This window comes from Streptomyces sp. NPDC050535 (assembly GCF_044457665.1).
Lineage (GTDB): Bacteria > Actinomycetota > Actinomycetes > Streptomycetales > Streptomycetaceae > Streptomyces.
In genome coordinates this window covers 1-23,819 of sequence record NZ_JBITHE010000026.1, presented here as the reverse complement: position 1 = coordinate 23,819, position 23,819 = coordinate 1, and the positions used below count along the sequence as shown (strand labels likewise).

At 70.9% G+C, this 23,819-nt stretch carries 21 protein-coding genes and 1 riboswitch; of the genes, 5 read left to right on the top strand and 16 right to left on the bottom strand.

Features of this window, described 5'->3' with window-relative positions:
- Positions 1-27: 27 nt before the first annotated feature.
- Positions 28-1,419, bottom strand: a complete 1,392-nt coding sequence (locus tag ACIBLC_RS36230; protein ID WP_399215677.1) for a peptidase C39 family protein — start codon at positions 1,417-1,419, stop codon at positions 28-30.
- A 250-nt stretch (positions 1,420-1,669) separates the two neighbouring features.
- On the opposite strand from ACIBLC_RS36230, the gene ACIBLC_RS36225 reads away from it, so the two are divergent.
- Together ACIBLC_RS36225 and ACIBLC_RS36220 are read left to right on the top strand one after the other, a co-directional pair.
- Positions 1,670-2,281, top strand: coding sequence for a uridine kinase (locus tag ACIBLC_RS36225; protein ID WP_399215741.1), 612 nt, complete (start codon positions 1,670-1,672; stop codon positions 2,279-2,281).
- A 470-nt stretch (positions 2,282-2,751) separates the two neighbouring features.
- Positions 2,752-4,614: an AAA family ATPase gene (locus tag ACIBLC_RS36220; protein WP_399215676.1), complete on the top strand. Its 1,863-nt coding sequence runs from the start codon at positions 2,752-2,754 to the stop codon at positions 4,612-4,614.
- Positions 4,615-4,741: 127 nt separating this feature from the next.
- On the opposite strand, the gene ACIBLC_RS36215 is transcribed toward ACIBLC_RS36220, so the two are convergent.
- The 10 genes from ACIBLC_RS36215 to ACIBLC_RS36170 form a co-directional block, all read right to left on the bottom strand.
- Entirely contained in the window at positions 4,742-5,839 is a 1,098-nt protein-coding gene (locus tag ACIBLC_RS36215; protein WP_399215675.1) for a hemolysin family protein, read from the bottom strand.
- Positions 5,836-7,161: a hemolysin family protein gene (locus ACIBLC_RS36210; protein ID WP_399215674.1), complete on the bottom strand. Its 1,326-nt coding sequence runs from the start codon at positions 7,159-7,161 to the stop codon at positions 5,836-5,838. The genes ACIBLC_RS36215 and ACIBLC_RS36210 overlap by 4 nt, the downstream gene beginning before the upstream one ends.
- Positions 7,162-7,360: 199 nt before the next feature.
- Positions 7,361-7,816 (bottom strand): PH domain-containing protein, encoded by a 456-nt coding sequence (locus ACIBLC_RS36205; RefSeq protein ID WP_399215673.1) that lies wholly within the window; start codon positions 7,814-7,816, stop codon positions 7,361-7,363.
- Between the two features lie 13 nt (positions 7,817-7,829).
- Positions 7,830-8,687 (bottom strand): ATP phosphoribosyltransferase, encoded by an 858-nt coding sequence (hisG, locus tag ACIBLC_RS36200; RefSeq protein WP_399215672.1) that lies wholly within the window; start codon positions 8,685-8,687, stop codon positions 7,830-7,832.
- 71 nt (positions 8,688-8,758) lie between these two features.
- Positions 8,759-9,031, bottom strand: a complete 273-nt coding sequence (locus tag ACIBLC_RS36195) for a phosphoribosyl-ATP diphosphatase (protein ID WP_217239573.1) — start codon at positions 9,029-9,031, stop codon at positions 8,759-8,761.
- Between the two features lie 34 nt (positions 9,032-9,065).
- A complete protein-coding gene (ribH, locus tag ACIBLC_RS36190) occupies positions 9,066-9,551 on the bottom strand; it encodes a 6,7-dimethyl-8-ribityllumazine synthase (RefSeq protein WP_399215671.1) in 486 nt (161 codons plus the stop codon).
- Between the two features lie 28 nt (positions 9,552-9,579).
- On the bottom strand, positions 9,580-10,869 hold the full coding sequence (locus ACIBLC_RS36185) for a bifunctional 3,4-dihydroxy-2-butanone-4-phosphate synthase/GTP cyclohydrolase II (RefSeq protein ID WP_399215670.1): 1,290 nt from the start codon (positions 10,867-10,869) through the stop codon (positions 9,580-9,582).
- Entirely contained in the window at positions 10,866-11,510 is a 645-nt protein-coding gene (locus tag ACIBLC_RS36180) for a nicotinamide riboside transporter PnuC (protein ID WP_399215669.1), read from the bottom strand. The genes ACIBLC_RS36185 and ACIBLC_RS36180 overlap by 4 nt, the downstream gene beginning before the upstream one ends.
- The gene (locus ACIBLC_RS36175; protein ID WP_399215668.1) at positions 11,507-12,109 is read right to left on the bottom strand and encodes a riboflavin synthase; all 603 of its coding nucleotides are present in this window, start codon (positions 12,107-12,109) and stop codon (positions 11,507-11,509) included. The genes ACIBLC_RS36180 and ACIBLC_RS36175 overlap by 4 nt, the downstream gene beginning before the upstream one ends.
- Before the next feature lie 153 nt (positions 12,110-12,262).
- Positions 12,263-12,393: riboswitch (FMN riboswitch) on the bottom strand.
- A 492-nt stretch (positions 12,394-12,885) separates the two neighbouring features.
- On the bottom strand, positions 12,886-14,286 hold the full coding sequence (locus ACIBLC_RS36170; RefSeq protein WP_399215667.1) for an ROK family transcriptional regulator: 1,401 nt from the start codon (positions 14,284-14,286) through the stop codon (positions 12,886-12,888).
- Positions 14,287-14,424: 138 nt separating this feature from the next.
- On the opposite strand from ACIBLC_RS36170, the gene ACIBLC_RS36165 reads away from it, so the two are divergent.
- Positions 14,425-15,636: an MFS transporter gene (locus tag ACIBLC_RS36165; protein WP_399215666.1), complete on the top strand. Its 1,212-nt coding sequence runs from the start codon at positions 14,425-14,427 to the stop codon at positions 15,634-15,636.
- On the opposite strand, the gene ACIBLC_RS36160 is transcribed toward ACIBLC_RS36165, so the two are convergent.
- On the bottom strand, positions 15,596-16,054 hold the full coding sequence (locus ACIBLC_RS36160) for an acyl-CoA thioesterase (protein ID WP_399215665.1): 459 nt from the start codon (positions 16,052-16,054) through the stop codon (positions 15,596-15,598). The two genes, ACIBLC_RS36165 and ACIBLC_RS36160, sit on opposite strands and share 41 nt — an antisense overlap.
- 140 nt (positions 16,055-16,194) lie before the next feature.
- Positions 16,195-17,460 carry an alginate lyase family protein gene (locus tag ACIBLC_RS36155; RefSeq protein ID WP_399215664.1) on the bottom strand — a complete coding sequence of 422 codons (1,266 nt, stop codon included), beginning with the start codon at positions 17,458-17,460 and terminating at the stop codon, positions 16,195-16,197.
- Between the two features lie 121 nt (positions 17,461-17,581).
- On the opposite strand from ACIBLC_RS36155, the gene ACIBLC_RS36150 reads away from it, so the two are divergent.
- Positions 17,582-18,973, top strand: a complete 1,392-nt coding sequence (locus ACIBLC_RS36150) for a uracil-xanthine permease family protein (RefSeq protein ID WP_399215663.1) — start codon at positions 17,582-17,584, stop codon at positions 18,971-18,973.
- Here ACIBLC_RS36150 and ACIBLC_RS36145 read toward each other — a convergent pair.
- A complete protein-coding gene (locus tag ACIBLC_RS36145; protein ID WP_399215740.1) occupies positions 18,955-20,085 on the bottom strand; it encodes a glycoside hydrolase family 6 protein in 1,131 nt (376 codons plus the stop codon). The two genes, ACIBLC_RS36150 and ACIBLC_RS36145, sit on opposite strands and share 19 nt — an antisense overlap.
- A gap of 173 nt (positions 20,086-20,258) precedes the next feature.
- On the opposite strand from ACIBLC_RS36145, the gene ACIBLC_RS36140 reads away from it, so the two are divergent.
- Positions 20,259-20,933: a DUF5995 family protein gene (locus ACIBLC_RS36140; RefSeq protein WP_399215662.1), complete on the top strand. Its 675-nt coding sequence runs from the start codon at positions 20,259-20,261 to the stop codon at positions 20,931-20,933.
- Positions 20,934-20,974: 41 nt separating this feature from the next.
- On the opposite strand, the gene ACIBLC_RS36135 is transcribed toward ACIBLC_RS36140, so the two are convergent.
- Together ACIBLC_RS36135 and ACIBLC_RS36130 are read right to left on the bottom strand one after the other, a co-directional pair.
- Positions 20,975-22,684, bottom strand: coding sequence for a flavin monoamine oxidase family protein (locus ACIBLC_RS36135; RefSeq protein ID WP_399215661.1), 1,710 nt, complete (start codon positions 22,682-22,684; stop codon positions 20,975-20,977).
- A gap of 60 nt (positions 22,685-22,744) precedes the next feature.
- A complete protein-coding gene (locus tag ACIBLC_RS36130; RefSeq protein WP_399215660.1) occupies positions 22,745-23,533 on the bottom strand; it encodes a carbon-nitrogen hydrolase family protein in 789 nt (262 codons plus the stop codon).
- Between the last annotated feature and the right edge of the window lie 286 nt (positions 23,534-23,819).

The following is a 23,819-nucleotide window of genomic DNA, read 5'->3' as shown; positions in this document are numbered from 1 at the left end:
CTCCTCGGGGCCGCCCGCCCCCCTTCCTCAGCGGACGCCCACCGCCATCAGGGCCGCGCGCTGCCGCAGCGTCGGCTGTGCCGGGAAGTACAGGTAGCAGATGCCGCCGCTGCCCGAGGAGACGTTCCCGGCGGCGTTGTACCGCTTCGTGCGCAGCCAGATGTTCTCGAACTGGCGCCGCGGGTAGACGCGGCGCACCGCGCTGTCGCTGGGCGACGCCGGGTCGTTCGCGATCACGTCGCCGTCGGCGGTGAATCCGATGACGGTCATGAGGTGGCCCGAGGTGCCGTACCCCGCCCCCGTCAGCTCGGACGCGAGGAACGACTGGGACGTGATGGCCGGGACACCGGCGGCGATCAGCGTCTCCAGCTCGGTGAGCGAGCCGAGCCGGGTCACCACGCCCTGGAGGTCCTTGTACGTCGCCGCGTAGGCGGAGTTGAAGGGCCAGTTGCCGCAGCCGCCGTATTGGTAGTCGTAGGTGTAGCGGGCCGCGTGGCACACCTGCGGGTCCGTGAAGTCCGGGTCCACCCAGGCGAGTTGGTCCGCCGTCGGTTTGCGGCCCCAGTACTCGATGATCATCTGCGAGGAGGTGGGGCTGCACCAGGCCTCGCCGCCGTTGTCGTACTGCGGGTACTGGCCCGCGTGGGTCTCCTGCGAGTAGCGCGGGACCTTCAGCTCCTGGGCGAGGCCGGGTGTGGAGGCCGGGACGGTGAAACGGTCCGGAACGTCGGAGCCCATCACGCCCAGGCGCCACACCGTGGGCGTGACCCTGGTGCCGGGGGCGCGGTACAGCGTGAGCCGCAGCCGGTAGGAGTCCAGGCGCAGGCCCGAGGCGGCGTCGTCGATGGCGAAGGTGTCGGTCCAGACGCTGCTCTTGCCGTCGCTCTGGTCGTCGACGGAGGTCCGCCTGATGTCCTGGTCACCCGCCGCCCAGCGGCCCAGCACGTACCAGGGGGCGGCGGTGCCGTCCGAGTACGTGCCGGTCAGCTCGACCTGGATCCAGGTTCCGGCCGGGGTGTCCGCGTTCCAGGAGGCGACGGCCTCGGTGGCGGGAACGGCGAGCTCGTGGACCGGGGAGGTCCAGGTCGCGTACTCCCACAGGGCGGTTCGGTTGGTGTGCGGGTCGGTGTACGTCCTGGTACCCGCCGCGGTCGCGATCACCACGCCGGGACGGACGCCCGGCACGGCCCTCGTGCCCTTCGCGGTGCCGCCGCGCCAGTCGGAGTACGAGATCCAGGCGCGGTTGTCCACCAGGCCCGACGGCGCCTTCGACGGGGGGGCCGACGACGCCTTCGACCGGGCGCGCGCCGAGCGCGCGGGTGAGTCCGCGGCGGCGGCCGTACTCACACCGCCCGCCGCGGCCGCGGCCATGGCAGCGGTCAGGACGGTTCTACGGGACGGCTGTTCAGCTCTGGGCATGGAAGGGTGTCCCCCGGGTGTCCGATCCGAAACGGGCAAGTCCGATGCGCGGGTGTGCGCCAACTATGGATGCCCCCACAGGCTTCTGCCAGCACTTCGGGCCTCGCGGCGCCCACCAATATTGGTCAGGTCCATTGACACCACGGGAACGCGGCGGCCCGGACACGGGGAGGCCGCCCGGTATAGAGTCCTTTCCCAGAAATATGCCAATAGCACGCCCGCACCCCTCCCGGGATCCCCCATTCGAGACATCGAAGGCATTCGAGGCGTCCGAGACATCAGCGGCCTCGCCTCGCACCTGCTCCGGCTGCCGCCCTCCCGCGGCCCCGTCCGCCTGGTCGGCGTCGACGGCCACGCCGGCTCCGGAAAGACCACCTTCGCCGAGCGGCTGGCCGGGGAGCTGGGCGGCGCACCCGTACTGCACCTCGACGACATCGCGACGCACGAGGAGCTCTTCGCCTGGACCGGACGGCTGCTGGACCAGGTCGTCGCCCCGCTGCGGCGCGGCGAGACGGCGCGCTTCGCCCCGTACGACTGGATCGCCCGGGCCTTCGGTCCGGTCCGGGAGCTGCCGCCCGCCCCCGTGGTCCTGCTGGAGGGTGTCGGCGCGGGCCGCCGCGAGCTGCGCCCGCATCTCGCGCGACTGCTGTGGATGGAGTTGCCGCGAGAGGAGGCATGGTCGCGTGGGCGGCGGCGGGACGGCGAGGCGCAGGACGAGTTCTGGGGCGAATGGGTCTCCGCCGAGCGCCGGCACTTCGTCGAGGATCCCTCGAGACCCTTCGCCGACCTTCTGGTACGGCAGTGTTTCGAGGGGTACGAGTTGCTTCCCGGGCCCGCTGTGACCCTCACAGCCGGCCCGTAACTCACTCACGGTGACGGACCGCCCGCAGTGTGCTGAACTTGTGAAGACCCTTCCCTGAGAACTTCCTTCAGTGCTCCAACTCGGCTTGACCGGGGGGCCGTACAGGTCTTACGTTCTGAATGTGCGACTGTTCGAAGTCGCCCCGCAGACGCGAAGCCCCCGGTTGTTCCCCCGTGATCGGGGGCTTCGTTCTGCCCCGGACCCGTTTCCGGACGCCACACGGCGTATTTCGGTCACCCTCGGTCACCATGCCGAGTGCGCCCCGCCCGCTCCCACCTCGCGGAACGGGGTGTGCCGCGCCCTTCGGCCGGGCACTCCCCCGCAGGTACGATGCCTCTCGGTGCGATATTCGGACGGCTGCTCTGCGCACCGACGCAACTCCCGTCCGCGGTACAGCGGTTCGACCAAGGCTGCCGACGGGTACCGGCCCGGCGGAGGACCATCGGGGGCACGGTTTGTGGGGGGACGTGATGGACTTCGGCACGCAGGGCCCGGAGGCCCCGGCCGACCTCGCCTGGCTGCGGGGGGTGGATGCCTACACGATGGGCGCCTATCCGCAGGCGGAGGAGGAATTCCGTACCGCGGTGCGGATGGACCCGGGAATGGCGGACGGCTGGCTCGGACTGCACGCGCTCCGGGTGGACACGACGACCGCGCTCCTCAGGATGTTCCGGCACCGGGAGCGCTTCGGTGAGCAGCGCACCCGCCATCGCCGCACCCTCAACTCCTGGTACTGGCTGGGCTGGTGGGTGCAGCCGGTGCTCGAAAGCCCGCGTGACCTGCTGCTCGCGCACGCCTCGCACTGGCTGGACGGACGCCATGTCCCCGAGCTCGACCGGTCGTTGGCGGGTCTGCCACCGGTCGACACCGAGCCGCAGGTGCGCTTCCTGCACGCCTGCCGGGCCTATCTGGTCAAGGACTGGGAGCAGTTGGTCCGGCACACGGACCCGCTGGTCCACGACGCGATGCTGGGCATCGAGGCCGGCCTCTTCGGCGGGATGGCCCGGGTGCGCCTGGAGATGTTCGGACAGGCCGAGCCGCTGCTGTCCTCCGCGCTGATGCGCTGCCGCAGCGAGCAGCCGCAGCGCAAGGAGCTGCGGTACTGGCTGGCGCGGGCCCACGAGGGCACCGGGCGCTCCGCCGCCGCCCTGCCGCTGTACCGGGCGGTGCACCGGATCGACCCGGCCTTCATGGACACCTCGGCGCGGCTCGCGGCGATCTCCGAGGGCGACGGATACGACGAGGTCAGCGACCTCGCCGCGATCACGCTCGCCGGGGTCGGGCAGGACGTGATGGAGGGGCCCGACGGCATCGACCCGCTGTTCGGCACCGAGGGGCGGGACCTGAAGCTCTCGGAGCCGGGTCTCATGCCGCCGGGCGGGCCGCCGCCGGAGACCGACGTGGTGCGCGAGAAGGCCGTGGTACCGGTGCGGCCGCTGCCGCCGGGGCCGACCGATCCCGCGTTACTCGACGAGGCGCTCGCCGAGTTGGAACGCATGGTGGGCCTGGAGCCGGTGAAGCGCCAGGTGAAGGCGCTCTCCGCGCAGTTGAACATGGCGCGGCTGCGCGCCGGGCAGGGCCTCCCGGTCCAGCCGCCGAAGCGGCACTTCGTCTTCTCGGGCCCCTCCGGCACCGGCAAGACCACCGTGGCCCGCATACTCGGCCGGGTCTTCTACGCGCTCGGGCTCCTCGGCGGCGACCACCTGGTGGAGGCCCAGCGGGCCGACCTGGTCGGCGAGTACCTGGGCCAGACGGCCGTCAAGGCCAACGAGTTGATCGACTCGGCCATCGGCGGCGTCCTCTTCGTGGACGAGGCGTACTCCCTCTCCAACTCCGGCTACGGCAAGGGCGACGCGTACGGCGACGAGGCCCTTCAGGTGCTGCTGAAGCGGGCCGAGGACAACCGCGACCACCTGGTCGTCATACTGGCCGGCTACCCGGAGGGCATGGACCGCCTTCTGACGGCCAACCCCGGGCTCTCCTCCCGGTTCACCACCCGCGTCGACTTCCCGTCGTACCGCCCGCTCGAACTCACCTCCATCGGCGAGGTGCTGGCCGCCGAGAACGGTGACGTGTGGGACGAGGAGGCGCTGGACGAGCTGCGCTCGATCGCCGGGCACGTGGTCGACCAGGGGTGGATCGACGAGCTCGGCAACGGGCGGTTCCTGCGGACGCTGTACGAGAAGAGCTGCGCGTATCGCGATCTGCGGCTGTCCGGATACCCGGGCGCGCTGTCCCGCGACGACTTGTCGACACTGCGGCTGCCGGACCTGATGCAGGCGTACGGGGAGGTCCTCTCAGGTAGAGGGCCACAGGATCCTTCGGCCATGTGAGCGGGGGCGGCCGAAGGCTTTTCGCCCCCGCCGCCCCTGCCCATTCCCGTCCCTGGGGGCCGCGCCCCCAGACCCCCCTGAAAGATCGCGCAGTTCCCCGCGCCTCTGAAGGGACGAGACAACCCGCTCAGCCGGCCAGTGCCTGTGCCTCCTCCGGGGCCTCGCTCGCGCGCGGTTCCGACACCCTCGCCGGCGCTGCCGGAACCTGCCGGTGCGCCGAGTCGCGTACCTCGCCGACCAGCAGCTCGAGGACGTCCTCCAGCGCGACCAGGCCCAGGACCTTGCCGGACACGTCGGCGACCTGGGCGAGGTGCGTCGCGGCGCGGCGCATCACGGTGAGGGCGTCGTCCAGGGGAAGTTCGGCCCGCAGGGTCGTCATGTGGTGCCAGTTCTGCTGGGGCACCGCCCGGTCCGACTCCTCCAGGTCGAGTACGTCCTTCACGTGCAGGTAGCCCATGAAGGCGCCGTTCTCCGCGACCACCGGGAAACGGGAGTAGCCGGTGCTGGCGGTGAGCGCGACGACCTGGCCAGGGGTGACCGAGGGGCCCACGGTCACCAGCGAGCCGGAGTCGAGAAGGACGTCCGTGACCGGGCGGGAGCCCAGTTCCAGGGCGTCCTCGAGGCGCTCCTGCTCTTCGGGGTCGAGCAGGCCCGCCTGACCCGAGTCCTCGACCAGGCGGTTGAGCTGCTCACTGGTGAAGACCGCCTCGACCTCGTCCTTGGGATCCACGCGGAACAGCCTGAGAATCACCCGCGCGCAGGCCCCGAGGCCGACGGTGACCGGTCGGCACAGGCGCGCGAACGCGACCAGGCCCGGGCTGAGCCACAGCGCCGTCTTCTCGGGCGCGGCCATCGCCAGGTTCTTCGGCACCATCTCGCCGATGACGAGGTGGAAGAAGACGACCGAGGCGAGCGCGATGACGTACCCGAGGGGGTGGATCACGCCGTGCGGCATGTGGACGGCCTCGAAGAGCGGCTCGAGGAGCTGTGCCACGGTCGGCTCGGCGACCGCGCCGAGCGTCAACGAGCAGATGGTGATGCCGAACTGGGCCGCCGCCATCATCTGGGGCAGCCGCTCCAGGCCGTACAGCACCTGTCGCGCCCGTGCGGTCCCCAGCGGTTCGATCTGGCTGCGCCGTACGGAGACGAGCGCGAACTCGGCGCCGACGAAGAAGCCGTTGGCGAGCACCAGGAGGGCGGCGAAGAGGAGTTGGAGCACGCTCATCGGACCGCCTCCGCGACAGGCACGGTCCGCACCAGACGGACGCGTTCGGCGCGGTAGTGCCCGACCTGGCGCACCAGCAGCCGCCAGCCCGGCAGTTCGGCCCGGTCACCGGCGGCCGGGATACGGCCGAGCAGATCGGCGACGAGGCCCGCCACGGTCTCGTACGGGCCCTCGGGCACGTCGAGGCCTATGCGCTTCAGGACGTCGACCCGGCAGCTGCCGTCGGCCTCCCACGCGGGCTTCCCGTCCTCGGGCGGCACCGCCGCGAGTTCCGGCAGATCCTGTCCGTCGTGCTCGTCGCGGACCTCGCCGACGAGTTCCTCGACGATGTCCTCCAGGGTGACGACGCCCGCCGTGCCGCCGTACTCGTCGACGACCACGGCGATCGGCTGCTCGCTGCGCAGCCGCTCCAGGAGCGGCCTCACCGGAAGGGTCTCCGGGACGAGCAGCGGGGTCTGGGCGATCCGGCCGACGGGGGTGCGCAGCCGGTCCCGCGCGGGCACCGCGAGGGCGTCCTTGAGGTGGACCATGCCGACGATCTCGTCGATCCGCTCCCGGTATACGGGGAAGCGGGAGAGGCCGGTGGCCCGGGTGAGGTTGACGACGTCCTCGGCGGTCGCCGAGGACTGGAGGGCGCTGACCCTCACCCGCGGTGTCATCACGTGCTGCGCGGTCAGATCGGCCAGCGACATGGTGCGTACGAAGAGATCCGCGGTGTCCTGCTCCAGGGCGCCGGCCCGTGCCGAGTGCCTGGCGAGGGAGATGAGTTCGCCGGGGGTGCGGGCGGAGGCCAGCTCCTCGGCGGGCTCCACGCCCAGAGCGCGTACGAGCCGGTTGGCGACCGCGTTGAGCGCGGCGATCACCGGCCGGAACGTGCGCGCGAACCGGTGCTGCGGGCCCGCCACGAAACGGGCGACCTGGAGGGGCTTGGAGACGGCCCAGTTCTTGGGCACGAGCTCGCCGATCACCATCTGGACGGCCGCGGCCAGCAGCATGCCGACGACCACGGCGACGCCGGGTACGGCGCCCTCGGGCAGGCCGGTCGCGGTGAAAGGCCCGTGCAGCAGCTCGGCGAGCGCCGGTTCGGCGAGCATGCCGACGACGAGTGAGGTGATGGTGATGCCGAGCTGGGTGCCGGAGAGCTGGAAGGACAGCTCCTTGAGCGAGTTGACGACCGTCGTGGCCCGTCGGTCGCCCTCGGCCGCCGCCTTCTCGGCGTCGGGTCTGTCGACCGTGACCAGGCCGAACTCCGCCGCGACGAAGAAGCCATTGGCGAGAATGAGCAGGAATGCCGCGCCTAGGAGCAGCAGGGGGATGGTCATGCCGCCGCCTCGATATGTCGGAAGGGGGCGGCGCAGGTACTACAGGACGATCCGTCCATCGCTGGAGGGAGTCACTCCTCGGGTAGCTGGGGGCCGCTGAGTACCGGCTGGCACATCAGTGGCGGAGGCGCGGTGAGAACGCCTCCGCCAACAGGTTAATCAAGACATGGGCCCGTGCGGCAGGGTGGAAGGCCGAGAGTCAGCCCTGATGTTCCTCGGAGTGATCCGTGGAACGGGCCTCGGCGAGGGCGCGCAGCGCGCGGGCGTCCTCGATCGCGCGCTGTTTGGCGATGCCCGGCTGGATGCCGAGCGCGGGAAGGCTGGTGCCGTCGCTGAGGTCGAGGAACACCCAGGGGTCGCCCGGCCGCAGGTTGACCTGCAGAATCTCCGCCCAGGCCAGGTGTCTGCTGCTGGCGATGTTGACGACGGTGACGCCGCTCTCGTCGGCCACGACCTTGGGCCGGGCCAGCATCAGGAGCACCCCGAAGATCAGCGCGCCGGTGAGGACGAAGCTGAGTTTCTCCCCGGGGCCGAGCTGCTCCAGGAGCATCACGATTGTGGTCAGCACCACAAAGATCGCCACACCGGTGCCGACCAGGACGGCCCGGGTGCGCCGCGGCCGGAAAGTGACGGGCATAGCGGGAAGTTCCGACATGGTGTGAGGTCCCTCAGAGCCGGCAGGCGTGGATGGCCGTGGTCAGGATGGCCCGCGCGCCGAGCTCGTACAGGTCGTCCATGATCCGCTGGGCCTCCTTGGACGGGACCATCGCACGGACGGCGACCCAGCCCTCGTTGTGCAGCGGCGAGATGGTCGGCGACTCCAGACCGGGAGTGAGCGCGACGGCCCTCTCCAGGTGCTCGGCGCGGCAGTCGTAGTCCATCATCACGTACGTCCGTGCCACCAGGACGCCCTGGAGACGGCGCAGGAACTGCGCGATCTTGGGCTCGGCCTCCTCGGCGGCGTCGGCCCCGACGCGGCGGATGACGACGGCCTCGGACTTCATGATCGGGTCGCCGAACACTTCCAGGCCCGCGTTGCGCAGCGAGGTACCTGTCTCAACGACGTCCGCGATGACCTCGGCGACGCCCAGTTCGATGGCGGTCTCGACGGCGCCGTCGAGGTGGACGACGGAGGTGTCGAGACCGCGGTCGGCGAGGTACTTGGCGACGATGCCCTCGTACGAGGTGGCGACCGTCAGGCCGGCCAGGTCCTCGACGGCCTTGGCGGTGCCGGGCTTGGTGGCGAAGCGGAAGGTGGAGCGGGCGAAGCCGAGCGGGAGGATCTCCTCGGCGTGGGCCCCGGAGTCGATGAGCAGGTCGCGTCCGGTGACGCCGATGTCGAGGCGGCCGGAGGAGACGTAGATCGCGATGTCGCGGGGGCGGAGGTAGAAGAACTCGACCTCGTTCTCCGGGTCGACGATCCGCAGTTCCTTGGACTCCCTGCGCTGCTGGTAGCCGGCCTCATGCAGCATCTCCGCCGCAGGTCCTGACAGGGAACCCTTGTTGGGGACGGCGATGCGCAGCATGAGGTCGGCTTCCTTTGCGTGAAGGGGGGTTCCGCGGAACGGGCTTGTTCTACAGGTGGGCGTGCACGTCTCTACAGATGGGCGTAGACGTCGTCGAGGGAGATCCCGCGCGCGACCATCATCACCTGGACGTGGTAGAGCAGCTGCGAGATCTCCTCGGCGGCGGCTTCCTTGCCCTCGTACTCGGCGGCCATCCATACCTCGGCGGCCTCTTCGACGACCTTCTTGCCGATGGCATGGACGCCCTTGCCGACCAGCTCGGCGGTGCGCGAAGTGGCGGGATCGCCGGTGGCGGCCTTGTGCTGGAGCTCGCTGAAGAGCTCCTCGAACGTCTTATTGGACATGGTGGTCCCAACCCTACGCGCTCGGCCGTACCACTCAGTGCCAGGGTTCGGATACCGAGCGGAGGGTGACCGCGGTCGCCACGGCGGCCGTCACCGCCTCGTGTCCCTTGTCCTCGTGGGAGCCCTCGACGCCGGCGCGGTCCAGCGCCTGCTCCTCGGTGTCGCAGGTCAGCACACCGAAGCCGACGGGGACGCCGGTGTCGATGGAGACCTGGGTGAGGCCCTGGGTGACGCCCTGGCACACGTACTCGAAGTGCGGGGTGCCGCCGCGGATGACGACGCCGAGCGCGACGATGGCGTCGTATCCGCGGCCCGCGAGGACCTTCGCGACGACCGGGAGCTCGAAGCTGCCGGGAACCCGCAGGAGGGTCGGCTCGTCGATCCCCAGCTCGCGCAGGGCGCGCAGCGCGCCGTCGACGAGGCCGTCCATCACCTTTTCGTGCCACTGTGCCGCGATGACCGCGACGCGCAGGTCGCCGCAGTTGCGTACGGACAGTTCAGGTGCACCCTTGCCGCTCACGTCTCTCCTCAGTGCTGTTCTTGTGCTCTTACTGGTTGCCGCAGGCCGACACGGTGGTGGTGTCGAGCCAGGGCAGGTCGTGGCCCATCCGGTCCCGCTTGGTGCGCAGGTAGTGGAGGTTGTGCTCGCCCGCCTGTACGGGCATCGGCTCCCTGCCGGTGACCCTGAGGCCGTGCCGGACGAGTGCGTCGGTCTTGTCGGGGTTGTTGGTCATCAGGCGGACGCTCGTCACCCCGAGGTCGTCGAGGATCTGCGCGCCGGCGCCGTAGTCGCGGGCGTCGGCGGGCAGGCCCAGCTCCAGGTTGGCGTCGAGGGTGTCCCGGCCGCGCTCCTGGAGCTCGTACGCGCGCAGCTTGGACAGCAGGCCGATGCCGCGCCCCTCGTGGCCGCGCAGGTAGACCACGACGCCCCGGCCCTCGGCCTGGATGCGCTCCATGGAGGTCTGGAGCTGGGGACCGCAGTCGCAGCGCAGCGAGTGGAAGACGTCTCCGGTGAGGCACTCGGAGTGGACGCGGACGAGGACGTCCTCGCCGTCACCGATCTCGCCGTGCACGAGCGCGACGTGCTCGACGCCGTCGACGGTGGAGCGGTAGCCGTACGCCGTGAACTCGCCGAAGGCGGTGGGAAGTTGTGTCTTCGCCTCGCGACGGACGGTGGGCTCGGCGGCGCGGCGGTAGGCGATCAGGTCCTCGATGGAGATGATCGTCAGGCCGTGCTTGCGGGCGAAGGGGATCAGTTCGGGGAGGCGCAGCATGCGGCCGTCCTCGCCCGCGATCTCCACGATCGCGCCCGCCGGGCGCAGGCCGGCGAGACGGGCCAGGTCGACGGCCGCCTCGGTGTGGCCGTTGCGGACCAGGACTCCGCCGGGCCTGGCGCGCAGCGGGAAGATGTGGCCGGGGCGGACGAAGTCCTCCGCCCGGGCGCCGCCGTCCGCGAGGAGCGCGAGGGTGGTGGCACGGTCGGCGGCCGAGATGCCGGTGGTCACCCCGTGCGCGCCGGACGCGTCGACCGAGACGGTGAACGCCGTCTTCATCGACTCGGTGTTGTCGTCGACCATCTGCGGGAGCTTGAGCCTGTCGAGTTCGTCGCCCTCCATGGGGGCGCAGATCAGACCGCGGCATTCGCTCATCATGAAGGCGACGATCTCGGGGGTCGCCTTCTCGGCGGCGATGACGAGGTCGCCCTCGTTCTCCCGGTCCTCGTCGTCGACGACCACCACAGGGCGGCCGGCCGCGATGTCGGCGATAGCCTTCTCGACCGGGTCGAGCGCGAAGTCCTCGATGTTGTCCCTGCTGTACCAGACCGGCGCTGTTGTCATGCCGGGGCTCCTTCCAGGACGGGCTGCCCGGCCTTGCGGGAGCGCAGCCACCAGTCGCGCATGCCCCACAGGACGAGCGCGCCGTACACGACGTAGACGAAACCGGAGAAGGCGAAGCCGTTGGCGAAGTTGAGCGGCACGCCCACCAGGTCGACGAGCAGCCAGGCGAACCAGAACTCGACCATGCCGCGCGCCTGGGCGTACATGGCGACGACCGTGCCGACGAAGATGTAGGCGTCCGGCCAGGGGTCCCACGACAGTGTGGGGAAGGCGGTGAACAGGCCGCCGACGGCGAGGGTGCCGACCGCCGCCGCGCCGACCAGGCAGGCGCGTTCGCGCCAGGTGGCGAACCGTACGGCGATGGAGCCGTCCTGCGCCCGGCCCTGGCCGCGGTTCCACTGCCACCAGCCCCACGCGGCGACGACCATGACGACGATCTGCTTGCCGGCGCTGCCGGACAGGTGAGCCGTGGCGAAGGCGGCGAGGAGGATGGCACCGGACAGGAACTGGGCGGGCCAGGTCCAGATGGAGCGGCGCCAGCCGAGCGCGAGGGCGATCAGACCGATCGTGTTGCCGATCATGTCGGACCACTTGATGTGCTGGCCGAAGAGGGTGAAGGCCTCGGAGTTGAGCCAGTTCACGGCGTGGCCCCCGTGCTGCCGAGGAGTCGCTCGACGTACTTGGCGATGATGTCGACCTCGAGGTTGACCGGGTCACCGGGCTGCTTGAGGCCGAGCGTGGTCAGCGCGAGGGTGGTGGGGATGAGGCTGACGGTGAAGTAGTCGGACGCCGCCTCGACGACGGTCAGACTGATGCCGTCGACGGTGATGGAGCCCTTCTCGACCACGTACCGGGCGAGGTCCGCGGGGAGCGAGACCTTCACGATCTCCCAGTTCTCGGACGGCGTGCGCGAGATGACCGCGCCCGTGCCGTCGACATGGCCCTGCACGATGTGCCCGCCCAGGCGCGCGCCCACCGCGGTGGGTCGCTCCAGGTTGACGCGGGAGCCGACGGCCAGGGCGCCGAGGCTGGAGCGGTCCAGGGTTTCCGCCATGACGTCGGCGGTGAACTCGTCGCCCTCGTGCTCGACGACGGTGAGACAGACGCCGTTGACGGCAATGGAGTCGCCGTGCTGCGCACCTTCGGTGACTACAGGGCCACGAAGTCGGAAGCGTGAGGCGTCGCCGAGGTTCTCGACGGCGGTGATCTCACCCAGCTCTTCGACGATTCCGGTGAACACTTCCCGGGTCCTCCTGCCTCAAGGGGCACGGACTCCGGGGCCTGTCGATGACGACAGAATGAAACGGACTGCGACACCGGGAACGATGCCGAAAGGGACTCGTCCTGTCAGGACAGGTCGAAACAATCGGCAGCGCGCACGTATGCCCGCCCGCCGCGCACTGCCTCCCATCCGGACTTTAACCGTCGGTCCAGGAATTTCACCTGGTCAACCGGCCGCTGGAAGCGACCGGGTCGCGGACTGTAACCGCCGGTTCGGACTTTCACCGACCCCGGAGTGCGCTGCTACTGGTACACGGTCAGTGTGCCACGCCCGATCGACGGTCATGCGGGCGAAGGTCTGTGGGCTGGCTCACAGACCGGGTGCCTCCACTGCCACTCCACCGCACAGGCGGTCAACTCCCGCGCCACCGCGCCCGCCTGGGCCTTCGCGTCGCCACAGGGCCCGCTACTGGTCCATACCTATTGACCGCTCTGGTCTAGTCCTCTTAAGGTCGCGATCATCGGCTCCGGCGAACGGCGAACACCGGCCGGACGATCAGCGACTGCTGCGCCCGCCCCCGATCGGCCCGGCGGCGGTGACGGAGGCCCTTGCCCCGCCGCCGGGCCTTCAACCGTCCGGGGCCCCGGTACACCTGCACCGACTCCGACAGCATCGCCGTGGCACTGATGGCGGAGGCGGTGACAGGCCGCCGCCACGAAGACCCGCTCGCCCAGCTCCGGGTCGCCGGGGACCTGCGGCGCGACAGCCCCCGCCACTGGCCCGGGCGCGAGGACCTATCGGGTCGGCGGCGCGAACAGCTCGTCCTGCGCGCCCTCGCGCGCGGTCAGCAGCGCGCCGCGCAGCACCGCGCTTCCGCCCAGCGCACTCGCGCGCATCTCCACGGGCAACGGCGACATCCGCGCGAGCCGCTCCCCGACCCGCGCGGCGAGCACGCCCCCACCGGCCTGCCCGACCTCGCCGCCCAGGACGACACAGCCGGGGTCGAGCACGGCGACGACGGACGCGGCTCCGATGGCGAGGCGGTCGGCGAGAGCATCGAGGAACAGTGACGCCCGGACTGCGGGCTCCGCCCCCGCGACTCCCTGGGCCACCAGCGCCTTCGCCTTCGCACCCCCAACTCCTTGGACCACCGCCGTCTTCGCGGCCCGCCGATCCACCGCCACCTCTGCATCCGTCGCCCCTGCGACCCTCTGAGCAACCGCCGCCTCCCCCGCCCGCCGATCCACCCCCATCTCCGCGCCCGTCTCCCCTGCGGCCCCCTGAACCAGCGTCGTCTCCGCCCGCACCGCCTCCCGGACCAGCGCCGCCGCGTACGGCTCGTGCGGTGCCCCCTCCGCCGTCACGCCGTACTCCGCCGCGAGCCCCGCGATCGCCGCCGCCCCGGCCAGGGAGTGGAAGCCGCCCTCGCAGTCCGTCGCCGAGGGGAGTTTCGCGGTGCCCGGCACCGGCAGGAAGCCGATCTCGCCGGTGCCGCCGGAGGCACCCCGGCGCAGGACACCGTCCAGGACGACGGCCGCGCCGGTGCCGTGGCCGAGCCAGAGCAGGACGAAGGTGTCGCGGTCGTGGGCGGCGCCCTCGCGCTGTTCGGCGAGGGCGGCGAGGTTGGTCTCGTTCTCGACCAGGACACGGGCGCCGGGGAGTCGCTCCTGGAGGGCCGCGACGAACCGGCGGTGCCACGCGGGAAGGCCGGAGGAGTCGCGGAGCTCGCCGGTCGCGGGGTCGATGAGACCGGGGGCACCGATACCGACCGTGTGCAGCCGCTCGGCCCCCGCCTCCTTGGCGGTGCGCTCCACCAGCGCGACCGCCTGCTCGACGGCGGGCCCGGTGCCCGCGTCGTCCGCGATGGGCACCGACGCCCGCGCGAGTTCGGTGCCGAGGAGGTCGGAGACGACGACGGCGACGCCCTCGGTGCGGACGTCGAGGGCGGCCAGGTGGGCCCGGCCGGCGACGATCCCGTACAGCCGTGCGTTCGGGCCGCGCCGTTGCGACCCCGACTCCCCCATCACCGCGATCAGTCCGGCGGCGGTGAGACGTTCGACGAGGTCGGCGACGGTGGGCCGGGACAGTCCGGTGAGCTGCTTCAACTGCCCTGCCGTCAAAGGGCCCTCCCGCTGCATGAGACGCAGGGCGAGCCGGTCGTTGATGGCCCGGGCGGTGCTCGGAGATGCGGGCATGCCGGGATCCTTCCAGATCAGTGCGGGCACGGAGACCTCGGTCCGGTGCCCCGGCCGTAAATTATCTATTTATCAGGCAGGGTTCCTGATAGTTTACGTCGGCAGTGCGGGGAGGACGTCCGGGAGGGCAGCGGCACCATGGGTGAAGTGGTCTACGACATGCGCGAGTTGAAGCGCGCACGGTACGCCGTGGCCGCCGTGTTCGCGGTGCACGGCGCGGTCACCGGGTCCTTCGCGACCCGCGTGCCGTGGATCCAGGACCACGCGGGGATCAGCACGGGCCAGCTCGGTCTCGCGCTCGCCTTCACGGCGTTCGGCGCGTCCGTCTCGATGCCACTGGCCGGCCGGATCAGCCACCGTTTCGGTTCCCGCACCGCGCTGCGCGGCCTGCTGGCGCTGTGGACGCTGTCGCTGGTCCTTCCCGCCATGGCACCCGACCTGCTCAGCCTCTGTCTGGCGATGTTCACGTACGGCGCCACGGCGGGCATGGCCGATGTCGCCATGAACGCGCTGGGCGTGGAGGTCGAGCGCCGCCTCGACAAGTCGATCATGTCCGGACTGCACGGCATGTGGAGCGCGGGGGCCCTGACCGGCTCGGCCGCTGGCACGGTCGCCGCGCATCTGGGCTCGGACGCGCGCCTCCACCACTGCCTGGCGGCGGCGACCCTCACGGTTCTCGGACTGATCGTCTGCCGTTGGGTGCTCGATCTTCAGCCCACCGAGGACGAGGAGCCGCCGCCGCGGTTCGCGCTGCCGCCCAGGTCGGCGCTGCTGATCGGTGCGGTCGGCTTCTGCGCGGTGTTCGCGGAGGGCGCGAGCCTGGACTGGTCGGCGGTGTACCTCCAGGACGAACTGGGCAGCTCGGCCGGTCTCGCGGCGGCGTCGACGACCGGCTTCATGCTGACCATGGCGGTGGCCCGGCTCGTGGGCGACACGGTGGTGAACCGCTTCGGCGCGGTACGCACGGTGCGGGTGAGCGGTGTCCTGGCGGTGCTGGGCGGCCTGCTCATCGTCGTCGCGGACCACCCCGCGGTCGCGATGGCCGGTTTCGCGCTGCTCGGCCTCGGCATCGCGGTCGTGGTCCCGCTGTGCTTCGCGGCGGCGGGGCGCAGCGGCCCCAACCCCAGCCAGGCGATCGCGGGCGTCGCCACCATCACGTACACCTCGGGCCTGGTCGCGCCGAGCGCGATCGGCACGCTGGCGCAGGCGACCAGCCTGATGGTGTCGTTCGGCCTGGTGACGGTGCTGGCGTGCGGTGTCGCCGCCTTCGCGAGTGTGCTGCGCGGCGGCGACCGGGAGCGGACGAAGGTCAGTCCGCCGGGCGCAGCAGTTCCCGGCCCACGGCCCTGAACCGGTCACTCCAGGGCGTCGGGCGCAGCGTTCCGGCGTCCAGCCTGACGAGGACCCGCGTGCCGTGCGCGTACGTCAGGGCACCATCGCCCGAGCAGAAGCGGAAGCCGTACGTCAGTCCGGTGTTGCCGAGCCGTTCCAGCCAGAGGTGTACGGCGTACGCGCCCGGCCGGTCCACCGGGGCCTCGTAGCTGATCCGCAGCTCCTTGACCACGTTGCAGAAGTCGCCCGCGGCCTCCCAGTCGCCGTCGAAGCCGAAGCCGCGCTCGGTCCACAACGCGGTCCAGGCGCGCTCGACCAGCACGGGGTAGCGGGCGTTGTGCAGCAGCCCGAGCGCGTCGAGGTCGTCGAAGTGGACCGCGACCGGGACGAGCCGGCCGTACGCGAGAGCGGGGGCGATCGGGGCTTCGGCGGTCACGGGCGGGGCTCCTGAGGCTTACGGGACGGGTGCGAGTGGCTGAAAGGACACCCCCATCCTAAGCAAACGCTCAGAAGCCCCGGATCCAGGACCTACGACCGGGGTACCGGCCCTGGGACCCGCCGCCCCGCCCGGCCGGCTCAGCCGGCTATCGAGTCCAGCTGCTCGGCCGCCGGCCGCAGCGCCCACAGGTCCCCGCCCGGCGGCGCCTCCAGCTTCGGCACCGCGGCCCGCGCCGCCCTGTCACCGGCGTCGGCCGCCGCGTGTACGACGTCACTCGCCGCGAACCGGTAGAACTCCAGCTCCGGATACGTCCACGGCTCGGCCCCGGTAGCGGCGGGCAGCAGATAGCGGACCGCCCTGAACAGGCTCTGGCCGTCCGGGCCTTCGTAGGACCACAGGTTCACGCCGACGTGCCGGCCGATGGCCGCGAGCCGGGTGTAGGCGACCAGGTCGAAGGTCGAGTAGTGCCAACTGCGGGTGCGGGCCAGCTCCTGGGGCTGGCTGCCGTCGGCGGCGATCTGCGGGTCGATCCGCCTGGCCCGTGCGTCCAGGACGGTCCGCCGCGCGAGACTGTTGTCGCCGGTCGCGTACGCCAGGCCGGCCAGCAGCATGTCGTAGAAGGTGCCGTGGTTGTTCTTGGCGGCGCCCTCCTCCTTGCCGAAGGGGCTGTCGGCCAGCCAGTCGCGGAAGTCGATGTTCCAGGCGAGCATGTCGGCGCGGTCGGTCCTGGACCAGCCGGGGGCACCGGTGCCGAGGATCGCGATGGCGTCCAGGACGCTCGTGTAGGACTGCGAGAAGTCGATGATGCCGATGGCCCGGCCGTCGTACTTGCAGGGGATGAACTGCCCGTGGTCGAGGTTCGGGTTCATACGGGTGCCGGGGGCGAGGAACCAGGTGCGCAGGACGGAGGCGGCCTTCTCGGCGTACTGCCTCTTGCCCGTGTAGTACCAGGCCAGTGAGAGGTCGTAGGCCGAGTCGAAGACCTTCTCGACGTCCTGCCGGTCGGTGCCGGTGTCGACCTCGGGGTTGCGCTGGCCGTCACGCTGGACGTAGGGGCAACCCCAGGGATTCTCGGCGGTCTTGGGCTGGGAGGGCCACCAGTAGGGGGCCTGGCTGAGGTAGTCGTGGACGTCGCCGCCGGGGGCGGGTCTCGGTTTGTCGACGACCGTCCAGGGGCCCTGGTCCAGCCAGTTGTCGGCGCGGGCCGTCAAGTTCGCGAGGGTGCGCCCCAGTCGGCGGTCGCCGCGGTCCAGCCGGACCTTGGCCTCTCGCAGTGCGGCGCCGTCGAGGACCGCGGTCCTCGGGGCCTTCGGCGCGGCCTCGGCCACGGCCGAGGGGACGACGACGGCCGCCAGGGTGATCACGGCCGCAAGAAGCACGCCCAGTCGTGGGCTTGCACTCATCAGACACTCCGATCAGAAATATGAACGCAGTTCATGAGTGGGACCGTGCGAGCGTAGGACCGCTGGCTGACCCTGACAATGGTCCGGACAGATTCACACACAGAGAAAGCGAAGCCTCACCATGGACCTCGGTGTGCGCTGGAAACTGCACGGCGACGGGCGCACGCCCGCCCCCGGAGCGGTCGTCCGCCCCGACGAACGCCTCTCCTGGCCGCGCACGGCCGGGCTCGGTGCCCAGCACGTGGTGGCCATGTTCGGGGCCTCCTTCGTCGCGCCCGTCCTGATGGGCCTCAACCCGAACCTCGCGATCATGATGTCCGGCGTCGCGACCGTCATCTTCCTGCTGGCGACCCGCGGCCGGGTGCCCAGTTACCTCGGCTGCTCGCTCTCCTTCGTGGGCGTCGCCGCGGTGATCCGGGCGCAGGGCGGCACCAGCGCGACGGTCACGGGCGCGGTGTTCGTCGTCGGCGTGGCACTGTTCCTGGTGGGCGTGGCCGTGCAGCGCTTCGGCGCGCGGATCATCCACGCCGCGATGCCGCCGATCGTGACCGGCGCGGTCGTCATGCTGATCGGCTTCAACCTGGCGCCGGTGACCGCGTCCACCTACTGGCCCCAGGACCAGTGGACGGCGCTGCTGGTGATGGCGCTCACCGGTCTGGCCGTCGTCTGCCTGCGTGGTTTCTGGTCACGGATCGCGATCTTCCTGGGCCTGCTGTTCGGGTACGGGATCTCCTGGGCCTTCGACCGGATCTTCGGCCGGATCCACTCGGTGGACGCGAGCGGCAAGGTCACCGACCACTGGCGGCTCGACCTCTCCGGGGTCGGCGAGGCCGACTGGGTCGGCCTGCCCGCCTTCCACGGGCCGTCCTTCCAGTGGTCGGCGATCCTCGTCGCGCTGCCCGTCGTCATCGCGCTGGTCGCCGAGAACGCGGGCCACGTCAAGGCGGTCGGCGAGATGACCGGCGACCCGCTGGACGACAAGCTGGGCACCGCGATCTCCGCGGACGGCGTCGCCTCGATGCTCTCCACGGCGGTCGGCGGGCCGCCCAACACCACGTACTCCGAGAACATCGGTGTGATGGCCGCGACCCGCGTCTACTCGACGGCCGCCTCCTGGGCCGCCGCCGGCTTCGCCCTCCTCTTCGGTCTCTGCCCCAAGTTCGGCGCGATCGTGGCGGCGATCCCGGGCGGTGTCCTCGGCGGCATCACCGTCATCCTGTACGGCATGATCGGCCTGCTCGGCGCCCAGATCTGGCTCAACGCCCGCGTGGACCTGCGCAATCCGCTGAACCTGGTACCGGCCGCCGCGGGCATCATCATCGGCATCGGCAACGTGACCATCACGTTCACCGACACCTTCTCGCTGAGCGGGATCGCGCTCGGCACCCTCGTCGTCATCGTCGGGTACCACGCGCTGCGGGCGCTGGCCCCGGCGCACCTCAAGACGCGCGAGCCGCTGCTCGACGAGGGCACCTCGTCCTACGACGAGGACAATCAGCGCGCCAACTCGTAGGCGTACGAGGGCGAGAAGGTCCCCGGAGTGCCCTTGCAGCCGTCCGACTCGCCCGGCAGCTTCACCCACAGGTAGGCGTCGATCCGTGCCTCTCCGGTGTTCAGGGTCGGCGCCTGTCCGATCCTCCGGCCCGACGGATCGCACCACTCGCCGTCGGCAGGGGCGCCGTTGCCGTTGCGGCTGGTGTCGATGACGGCGCCCAGGCTCGCGGGGCCGCCGAGAGCGGACAGCACCTGCCGGGCGTAGGCGGCCTCGGTACTCGTACGGTGGAAGTTGGACACGTTGGTGAAGACGCCGTCGGAGGAGGCTGCCGAGGCCGCGCCCGCCTGTTCGAGGAACGCCGCCTGGGTGACGGCCGGGTTCCAGGCGGAGTGTCCCGCGTCGTAGTAGACACGGGCCCGGGGGTTCGCGGCCTTGAGGACGCGTCCGGCGCGGGCCAACGAGGCGAACCGGCCTGCCCGTTGGGCGGCGGAGAGGCAGTCTGCCTGGGCGAGTGAATCGGGCTCCAGGATGACGATGACCTCGCGGGAGCCGAGACCCGCCGCGAAGTTGTCGATCCAGCCGTCGTACGCGGCGAGGTCGGGAGCCCCGCCCTCCGACGCGCCGCCGCAGTCGCGCCCCGGGATCGTGTACGCCACGACGACCGGAACCCGGCCCTGTGTGGCACCGCCCGCCGTGACCGCCCTGACCCGCGCCGTGATGTCGGACGGCGTGTAGTCGGCGAACCAGACCGCGGCCGGGCGGTCGGCGATCCGGGACTCGATCACCGAGCGCCGGTAATCGCCCGGATTGGCCGCGACCCAGTCGAGTACCTGGGACTCCGGGTGCCGGTAGAGCCGGGTGGAGGCGGCCAAGGTCGCCGGCTTCTCCTTGCTGATGGAGGGTTTCGGGGTCCGCCGGGGTGAAGGGGAGCCGGACGGGGGCGACTTGGACGGGGACGGCGCGGCCGAGGTGCTGGTCGGCGGCGGGGTCGGAACGGCGGGCAGCGGCAGCAGACTTGGCGCGCGGGTCACCAGGGGTCCGGCGTCGTCGGACGGACGCCCGTCGCCGAGCGCGGACATCATCCCCGTGACGCTGCCGACCGCGACCACGACCGAGGCCGCGGCGACCATGGCACCGCGCCGGGCCGCCCTCCCGCGTTCGGCCTTGCGTTCGGCCGCCCGCTGGGCACGTGAGCCTGACACGTACTGCTCCCCCCACTCCCGCCACGGACGGGTTCCCCCGTTCTGGGGAAGCGTCCGGCCCGGCGGCACTGCGATCAGCCTAGGACCGGGACGCTGCCCCCATGGCGCTGTTGGAACACTTCACCACTCCCGTAGACACGGTCGTCTCCCGTATGCGCACCCTGGACGCGACCCTCCCCGAGCGGGACGGGATCGCGGTGTTCAACCGCGTCTACCTCGCCGTCACCGAGGAGGTCGGCCGGCGCCTGCACGCAGGGGATTTCACGGATCCCGGGGCCGCGGTCACGCTGGACGTACGGTTCGCGGAACGCTATCTGCGAGTGGCCGAGGAAGGGTGTCCGCCCGCCTGCTGGCGGCCGCTGCTCCAGTTCCGGCGGCATCCCGGTGTACGTCCGCTTCAGTTCGCGCTCGCGGGCATCAACGCGCACATCGGACACGACCTGGCGCTCGCGGTCGTGGACGCCTGTCGTACGCTCGGCTGCGAACCGGCCGAGCTGGAGGACGAGTTCGACCGCGTGGGCGATCTCCTCGTCTCGATGGAGGAGCGCATCCGCGAAGAGCTGATGCCGGGTCCCGATCTCCTCCAGATCGCCGATCCGCTGACTCATCTGCTCGGTGCGTGGAGCCTGGACCGGGCCCGCGACGCCACCTGGTCCACGGCCCGCGCGCTGTGGGCACTGCGCCGACTGCCGGACCTCGCCGAGGAGTTCACCGACCGGCTGGACGGAGCGGTCGGCTTCGCGGGACGCATGCTTCTGACGCCGATGCCGGACTGACACCGTTCGACCGGGCCTTGAACTGATCCCGTGCCGCGGGCTCAGTCCTCCGGAAGCTCCACCGGCGCGATCTCGTGGTAGACGTCGCCGGGGCCGGGGTTGGTCGGGTCGGTCGTGCCGCCGAGCTGGTGCATGACACCCCAGACGGCGTTCAGGGCGGTCTGGACGGCGCCCTCGGCCCAGCCGGCGGTCCAGGAGATGTCGTCGCCCGCGAGGTAGATGTTCCGCTTGTCCTCGGGTAGTCCGTCCTGCATGAAGTGGGTGAACAGGCGCCGCTGGTAACGGTAGTGGCCGGGCAGGTTCGCCTTGAACGCGCCCATGAAGTAGGGCTCGTTCTCCCAGGACACGGTCACCGGGTTGCCGATGATGTGCTTCCTGATATCGACCTTCGGGTAGATCTCGCCGAGCGACTTCAGCATGACCTCCATCCGCTCGTTCGCGGACAGCGGCAGCCACTTGAGACTGTCGTCGCACCAGGTGTAGGAGAGGCAGATGACGGCGGGCCGGTCAGGGCCTTCGTCGAGGAGATAAGTCCCGCGCGTCATACGGTCGGTGAGCGTCATCGACATGACGTCACGCCCGGTCGGGTTTCCCCTGTCGTCGACGGCCTTGTCCAGCCAGAACGGCCGGTCGACCGGCACGAAGAGCTTCGAGCTCTCCATGTAGTGGGTCCGCTCCATCGCCGTCCAGTGGTCGATCGGAAAGAGCGAGTCGTCGCAGGCGATCTTCGAGAGCAGCAGCCAGGACTGGGCGGTGAAGACCGCCGCCCGGTAGGTGCGGATGTCGCCGTTGGCGTCCGTCACGGTGATCCGGTTGCCGGACGTACGGTTCAACCGGGTCACGGCCGGGCGCGGGGTTCCGTCGTGCAGCGTGGCCAGCGAGGTGCCGTACGCCCAGTGCACGATCTTCTCCGGCTCGCGCTCCCACAGCCGCAGCGGCAGTTGCTGGGAGCCGCCGACGATGCCGCGGTGATGGTCGTCGGCCTCGGTGTAGACGACCCGCAGGATCTCGAGGATGGAGTTCGGGAAGTCGGTGTCCCAGCCGCCCGTCCCGAAGCCGACCTGGCCGAAGATCTCGCGGTGCCGGAAGGACCTGAAGGATTCCGAGTCGCAGAGGAAGCCGTAGAAGGTCTGGTTGTCGAGCTTCTCGACGAGCTTCGACCAGATCTCGCGGATGCGGGGCACGTCACGCTCGCGCATGGCCTGGTTCATGTCGGAGAAGTCGGCGCCGTCCTCGAGACAGGCGTTCCAGGCGTTCATCACGTCGCGGTAGACCTGCGGAAGGTCGTCGACGGAAGTGGCGTAGTGCGACTCGCCCTTGAGGTCGACGACTGTCGAAGGCGTGCTCTCGGCAAGGGGGTTGGGGAACGGCCGGGTCTCCAGGCCCACCAGGTCGATGTAGTGCTGGAGGGCCGTGGAGGAGGGCGGGAACCGCATGGCGCCCATCTCGGCGGTGAGCGAGGGGTCGCACCCGTCGAAGCCGACGGTCCGCAGCCGCCCGCCGATTTGGTCCGCCTCGTAGACGACGGGCTTGAGCCCCATCTTCATCAGCTCGTAGGCCGCCACGATGCCGGAGAGGCCGCCGCCGATGACCGCGACCTCCGTGCCGTGCTCGGTCGCGGGTATCTGGCCGAGCCCAGCGGGGTGCGCGAGGAAGTCGTCGTACGCGTAGGGGAAGTCCGGGCCGAACATGGTGATCGGCGGCTGCTGCACGTCGACGTGCTGGACGGCGTTGGGCACGGTGGACGTCATGGGGTACGGACTCCTTGCGGTGAAGCTCTTGAGGGAAAGCCCTTGAGGGGAAGGCGAGGGTCAGACGAGGGACCCGTAGAGGCCGGGGCGGCGGTCCTCCAGATACGGGTTCGCCTCGCGCGAGGCCGCGAGGAAGGCCGGGTCGACGTCGGCCAGGACCAGTTGCTCGCCACGGCCCGCTCGGACCCGGGCGACCCCGTCGGGACCGGCCAGCGTGGAGAGCCCGACGAACTCGAACTCCCCCTCCTGACCGGTGCGGTTGACGTACGCGACGTACAGCTGGTTCTCGAACGCGCGCACCGGCACGACGGATTCGGCGACGAACTGGAAGGGGTGCATCTGCGCGGTGGGCACGAGCAGGAGGTCGGTGCCGGCGAGGGCGTGCGCCCTGACGTTCTCCGGGAACTCCACGTCGTAGCAGATCATGATCCCGACCCGCAGCCCGCCGAGTTCGGCCTGCACGACGGGCTGCTCGCCCGGCGTGAAGTGGTCCTGCTCGAAGCAGCCGAAGAGGTGGGTCTTGCGGTAGTTCGCGAGCCGGGTGCCGTCGGCGGAGATCAACTGCGCGGAGTTGAAGACCGCGTCCCCGGAGCGCTCCGGGTAGCCGTAGGCGACGGCCACGCCGTGGCGGCAGGCGGTCTCGGCGATCGCGTCCGCCGCGTCGCCGTCCGCGGGCTCGGCGAGGCGGCCGATGTCGTCGCCGATCGCGTACCCGGTGAGGAACATCTCCGGCGCCACGAGCAGCCCGGCACCCGCCGCCGCGGCGCGGCCCGCGGCTTCGTCGAGGACCCGCAGGTTCTCGACGACCGAGCCGGGGCGGCCGGAGCTCTGCAGCAGGGCTGTGCGCATGCGTGTTCCTTGCCGGTACGGAGGGGTTTGGGGGCCAGGTAGACGCTACGGGCGGGGGGCTCGGGGGGACAAGGAGCAGCCGTTGCGTGTGCGCGGACGATTCGTTGCGCGGGTTGCCGACCTGGCGGAGATTCGTTGCGCGGCTCCGGTCGGAGGGTTGTTCGCCCCCTCCGCCCCTTCCCGTCCCTTGCTCCTGGGGCTCCGCCCCAGACCCCGCTCCTCAAACGCCGGAGGGGCTATTTCCAGCCCGTCCGGCGTTTGAGGACGAGCGCGTCAGCGCGAAGCG

What these genes read in the sequence shown, in the direction of transcription:
- ACIBLC_RS36135 (WP_399215661.1), bottom strand. Translation starts at nt 22,684, where the DNA reads ATGACGTCCACCGTGCCCAACGCCGTCCAGCACGTCGACGTGCAGCAG.
- ACIBLC_RS36230 (WP_399215677.1), bottom strand. Translation starts at nt 1,419, where the DNA reads ATGCCCAGAGCTGAACAGCCGTCCCGTAGAACCGTCCTGACCGCTGCC.
- ACIBLC_RS36195 (WP_217239573.1), bottom strand. Translation starts at nt 9,031, where the DNA reads ATGTCCAATAAGACGTTCGAGGAGCTCTTCAGCGAGCTCCAGCACAAG.
- ACIBLC_RS36170 (WP_399215667.1), bottom strand. Translation starts at nt 14,286, where the DNA reads ATGCCCGCATCTCCGAGCACCGCCCGGGCCATCAACGACCGGCTCGCC.
- ACIBLC_RS36130 (WP_399215660.1), bottom strand. Translation starts at nt 23,533, where the DNA reads ATGCGCACAGCCCTGCTGCAGAGCTCCGGCCGCCCCGGCTCGGTCGTC.
- ACIBLC_RS36210 (WP_399215674.1), bottom strand. Translation starts at nt 7,161, where the DNA reads ATGACCATCCCCCTGCTGCTCCTAGGCGCGGCATTCCTGCTCATTCTC.
- ACIBLC_RS36150 (WP_399215663.1), top strand. Translation starts at nt 17,582, where the DNA reads ATGGACCTCGGTGTGCGCTGGAAACTGCACGGCGACGGGCGCACGCCC.
- ACIBLC_RS36220 (WP_399215676.1), top strand. Translation starts at nt 2,752, where the DNA reads ATGGACTTCGGCACGCAGGGCCCGGAGGCCCCGGCCGACCTCGCCTGG.
- ACIBLC_RS36155 (WP_399215664.1), bottom strand. Translation starts at nt 17,460, where the DNA reads ATGAGTGCAAGCCCACGACTGGGCGTGCTTCTTGCGGCCGTGATCACC.
- ACIBLC_RS36185 (WP_399215670.1), bottom strand. Translation starts at nt 10,869, where the DNA reads ATGACAACAGCGCCGGTCTGGTACAGCAGGGACAACATCGAGGACTTC.
- ACIBLC_RS36165 (WP_399215666.1), top strand. Translation starts at nt 14,425, where the DNA reads ATGGGTGAAGTGGTCTACGACATGCGCGAGTTGAAGCGCGCACGGTAC.
- ACIBLC_RS36215 (WP_399215675.1), bottom strand. Translation starts at nt 5,839, where the DNA reads ATGAGCGTGCTCCAACTCCTCTTCGCCGCCCTCCTGGTGCTCGCCAAC.
- ACIBLC_RS36140 (WP_399215662.1), top strand. Translation starts at nt 20,259, where the DNA reads ATGGCGCTGTTGGAACACTTCACCACTCCCGTAGACACGGTCGTCTCC.
- hisG (WP_399215672.1), bottom strand. Translation starts at nt 8,687, where the DNA reads ATGCTGCGCATCGCCGTCCCCAACAAGGGTTCCCTGTCAGGACCTGCG.
- ACIBLC_RS36205 (WP_399215673.1), bottom strand. Translation starts at nt 7,816, where the DNA reads ATGTCGGAACTTCCCGCTATGCCCGTCACTTTCCGGCCGCGGCGCACC.
- ACIBLC_RS36145 (WP_399215740.1), bottom strand. Translation starts at nt 20,085, where the DNA reads ATGGTCGCCGCGGCCTCGGTCGTGGTCGCGGTCGGCAGCGTCACGGGG.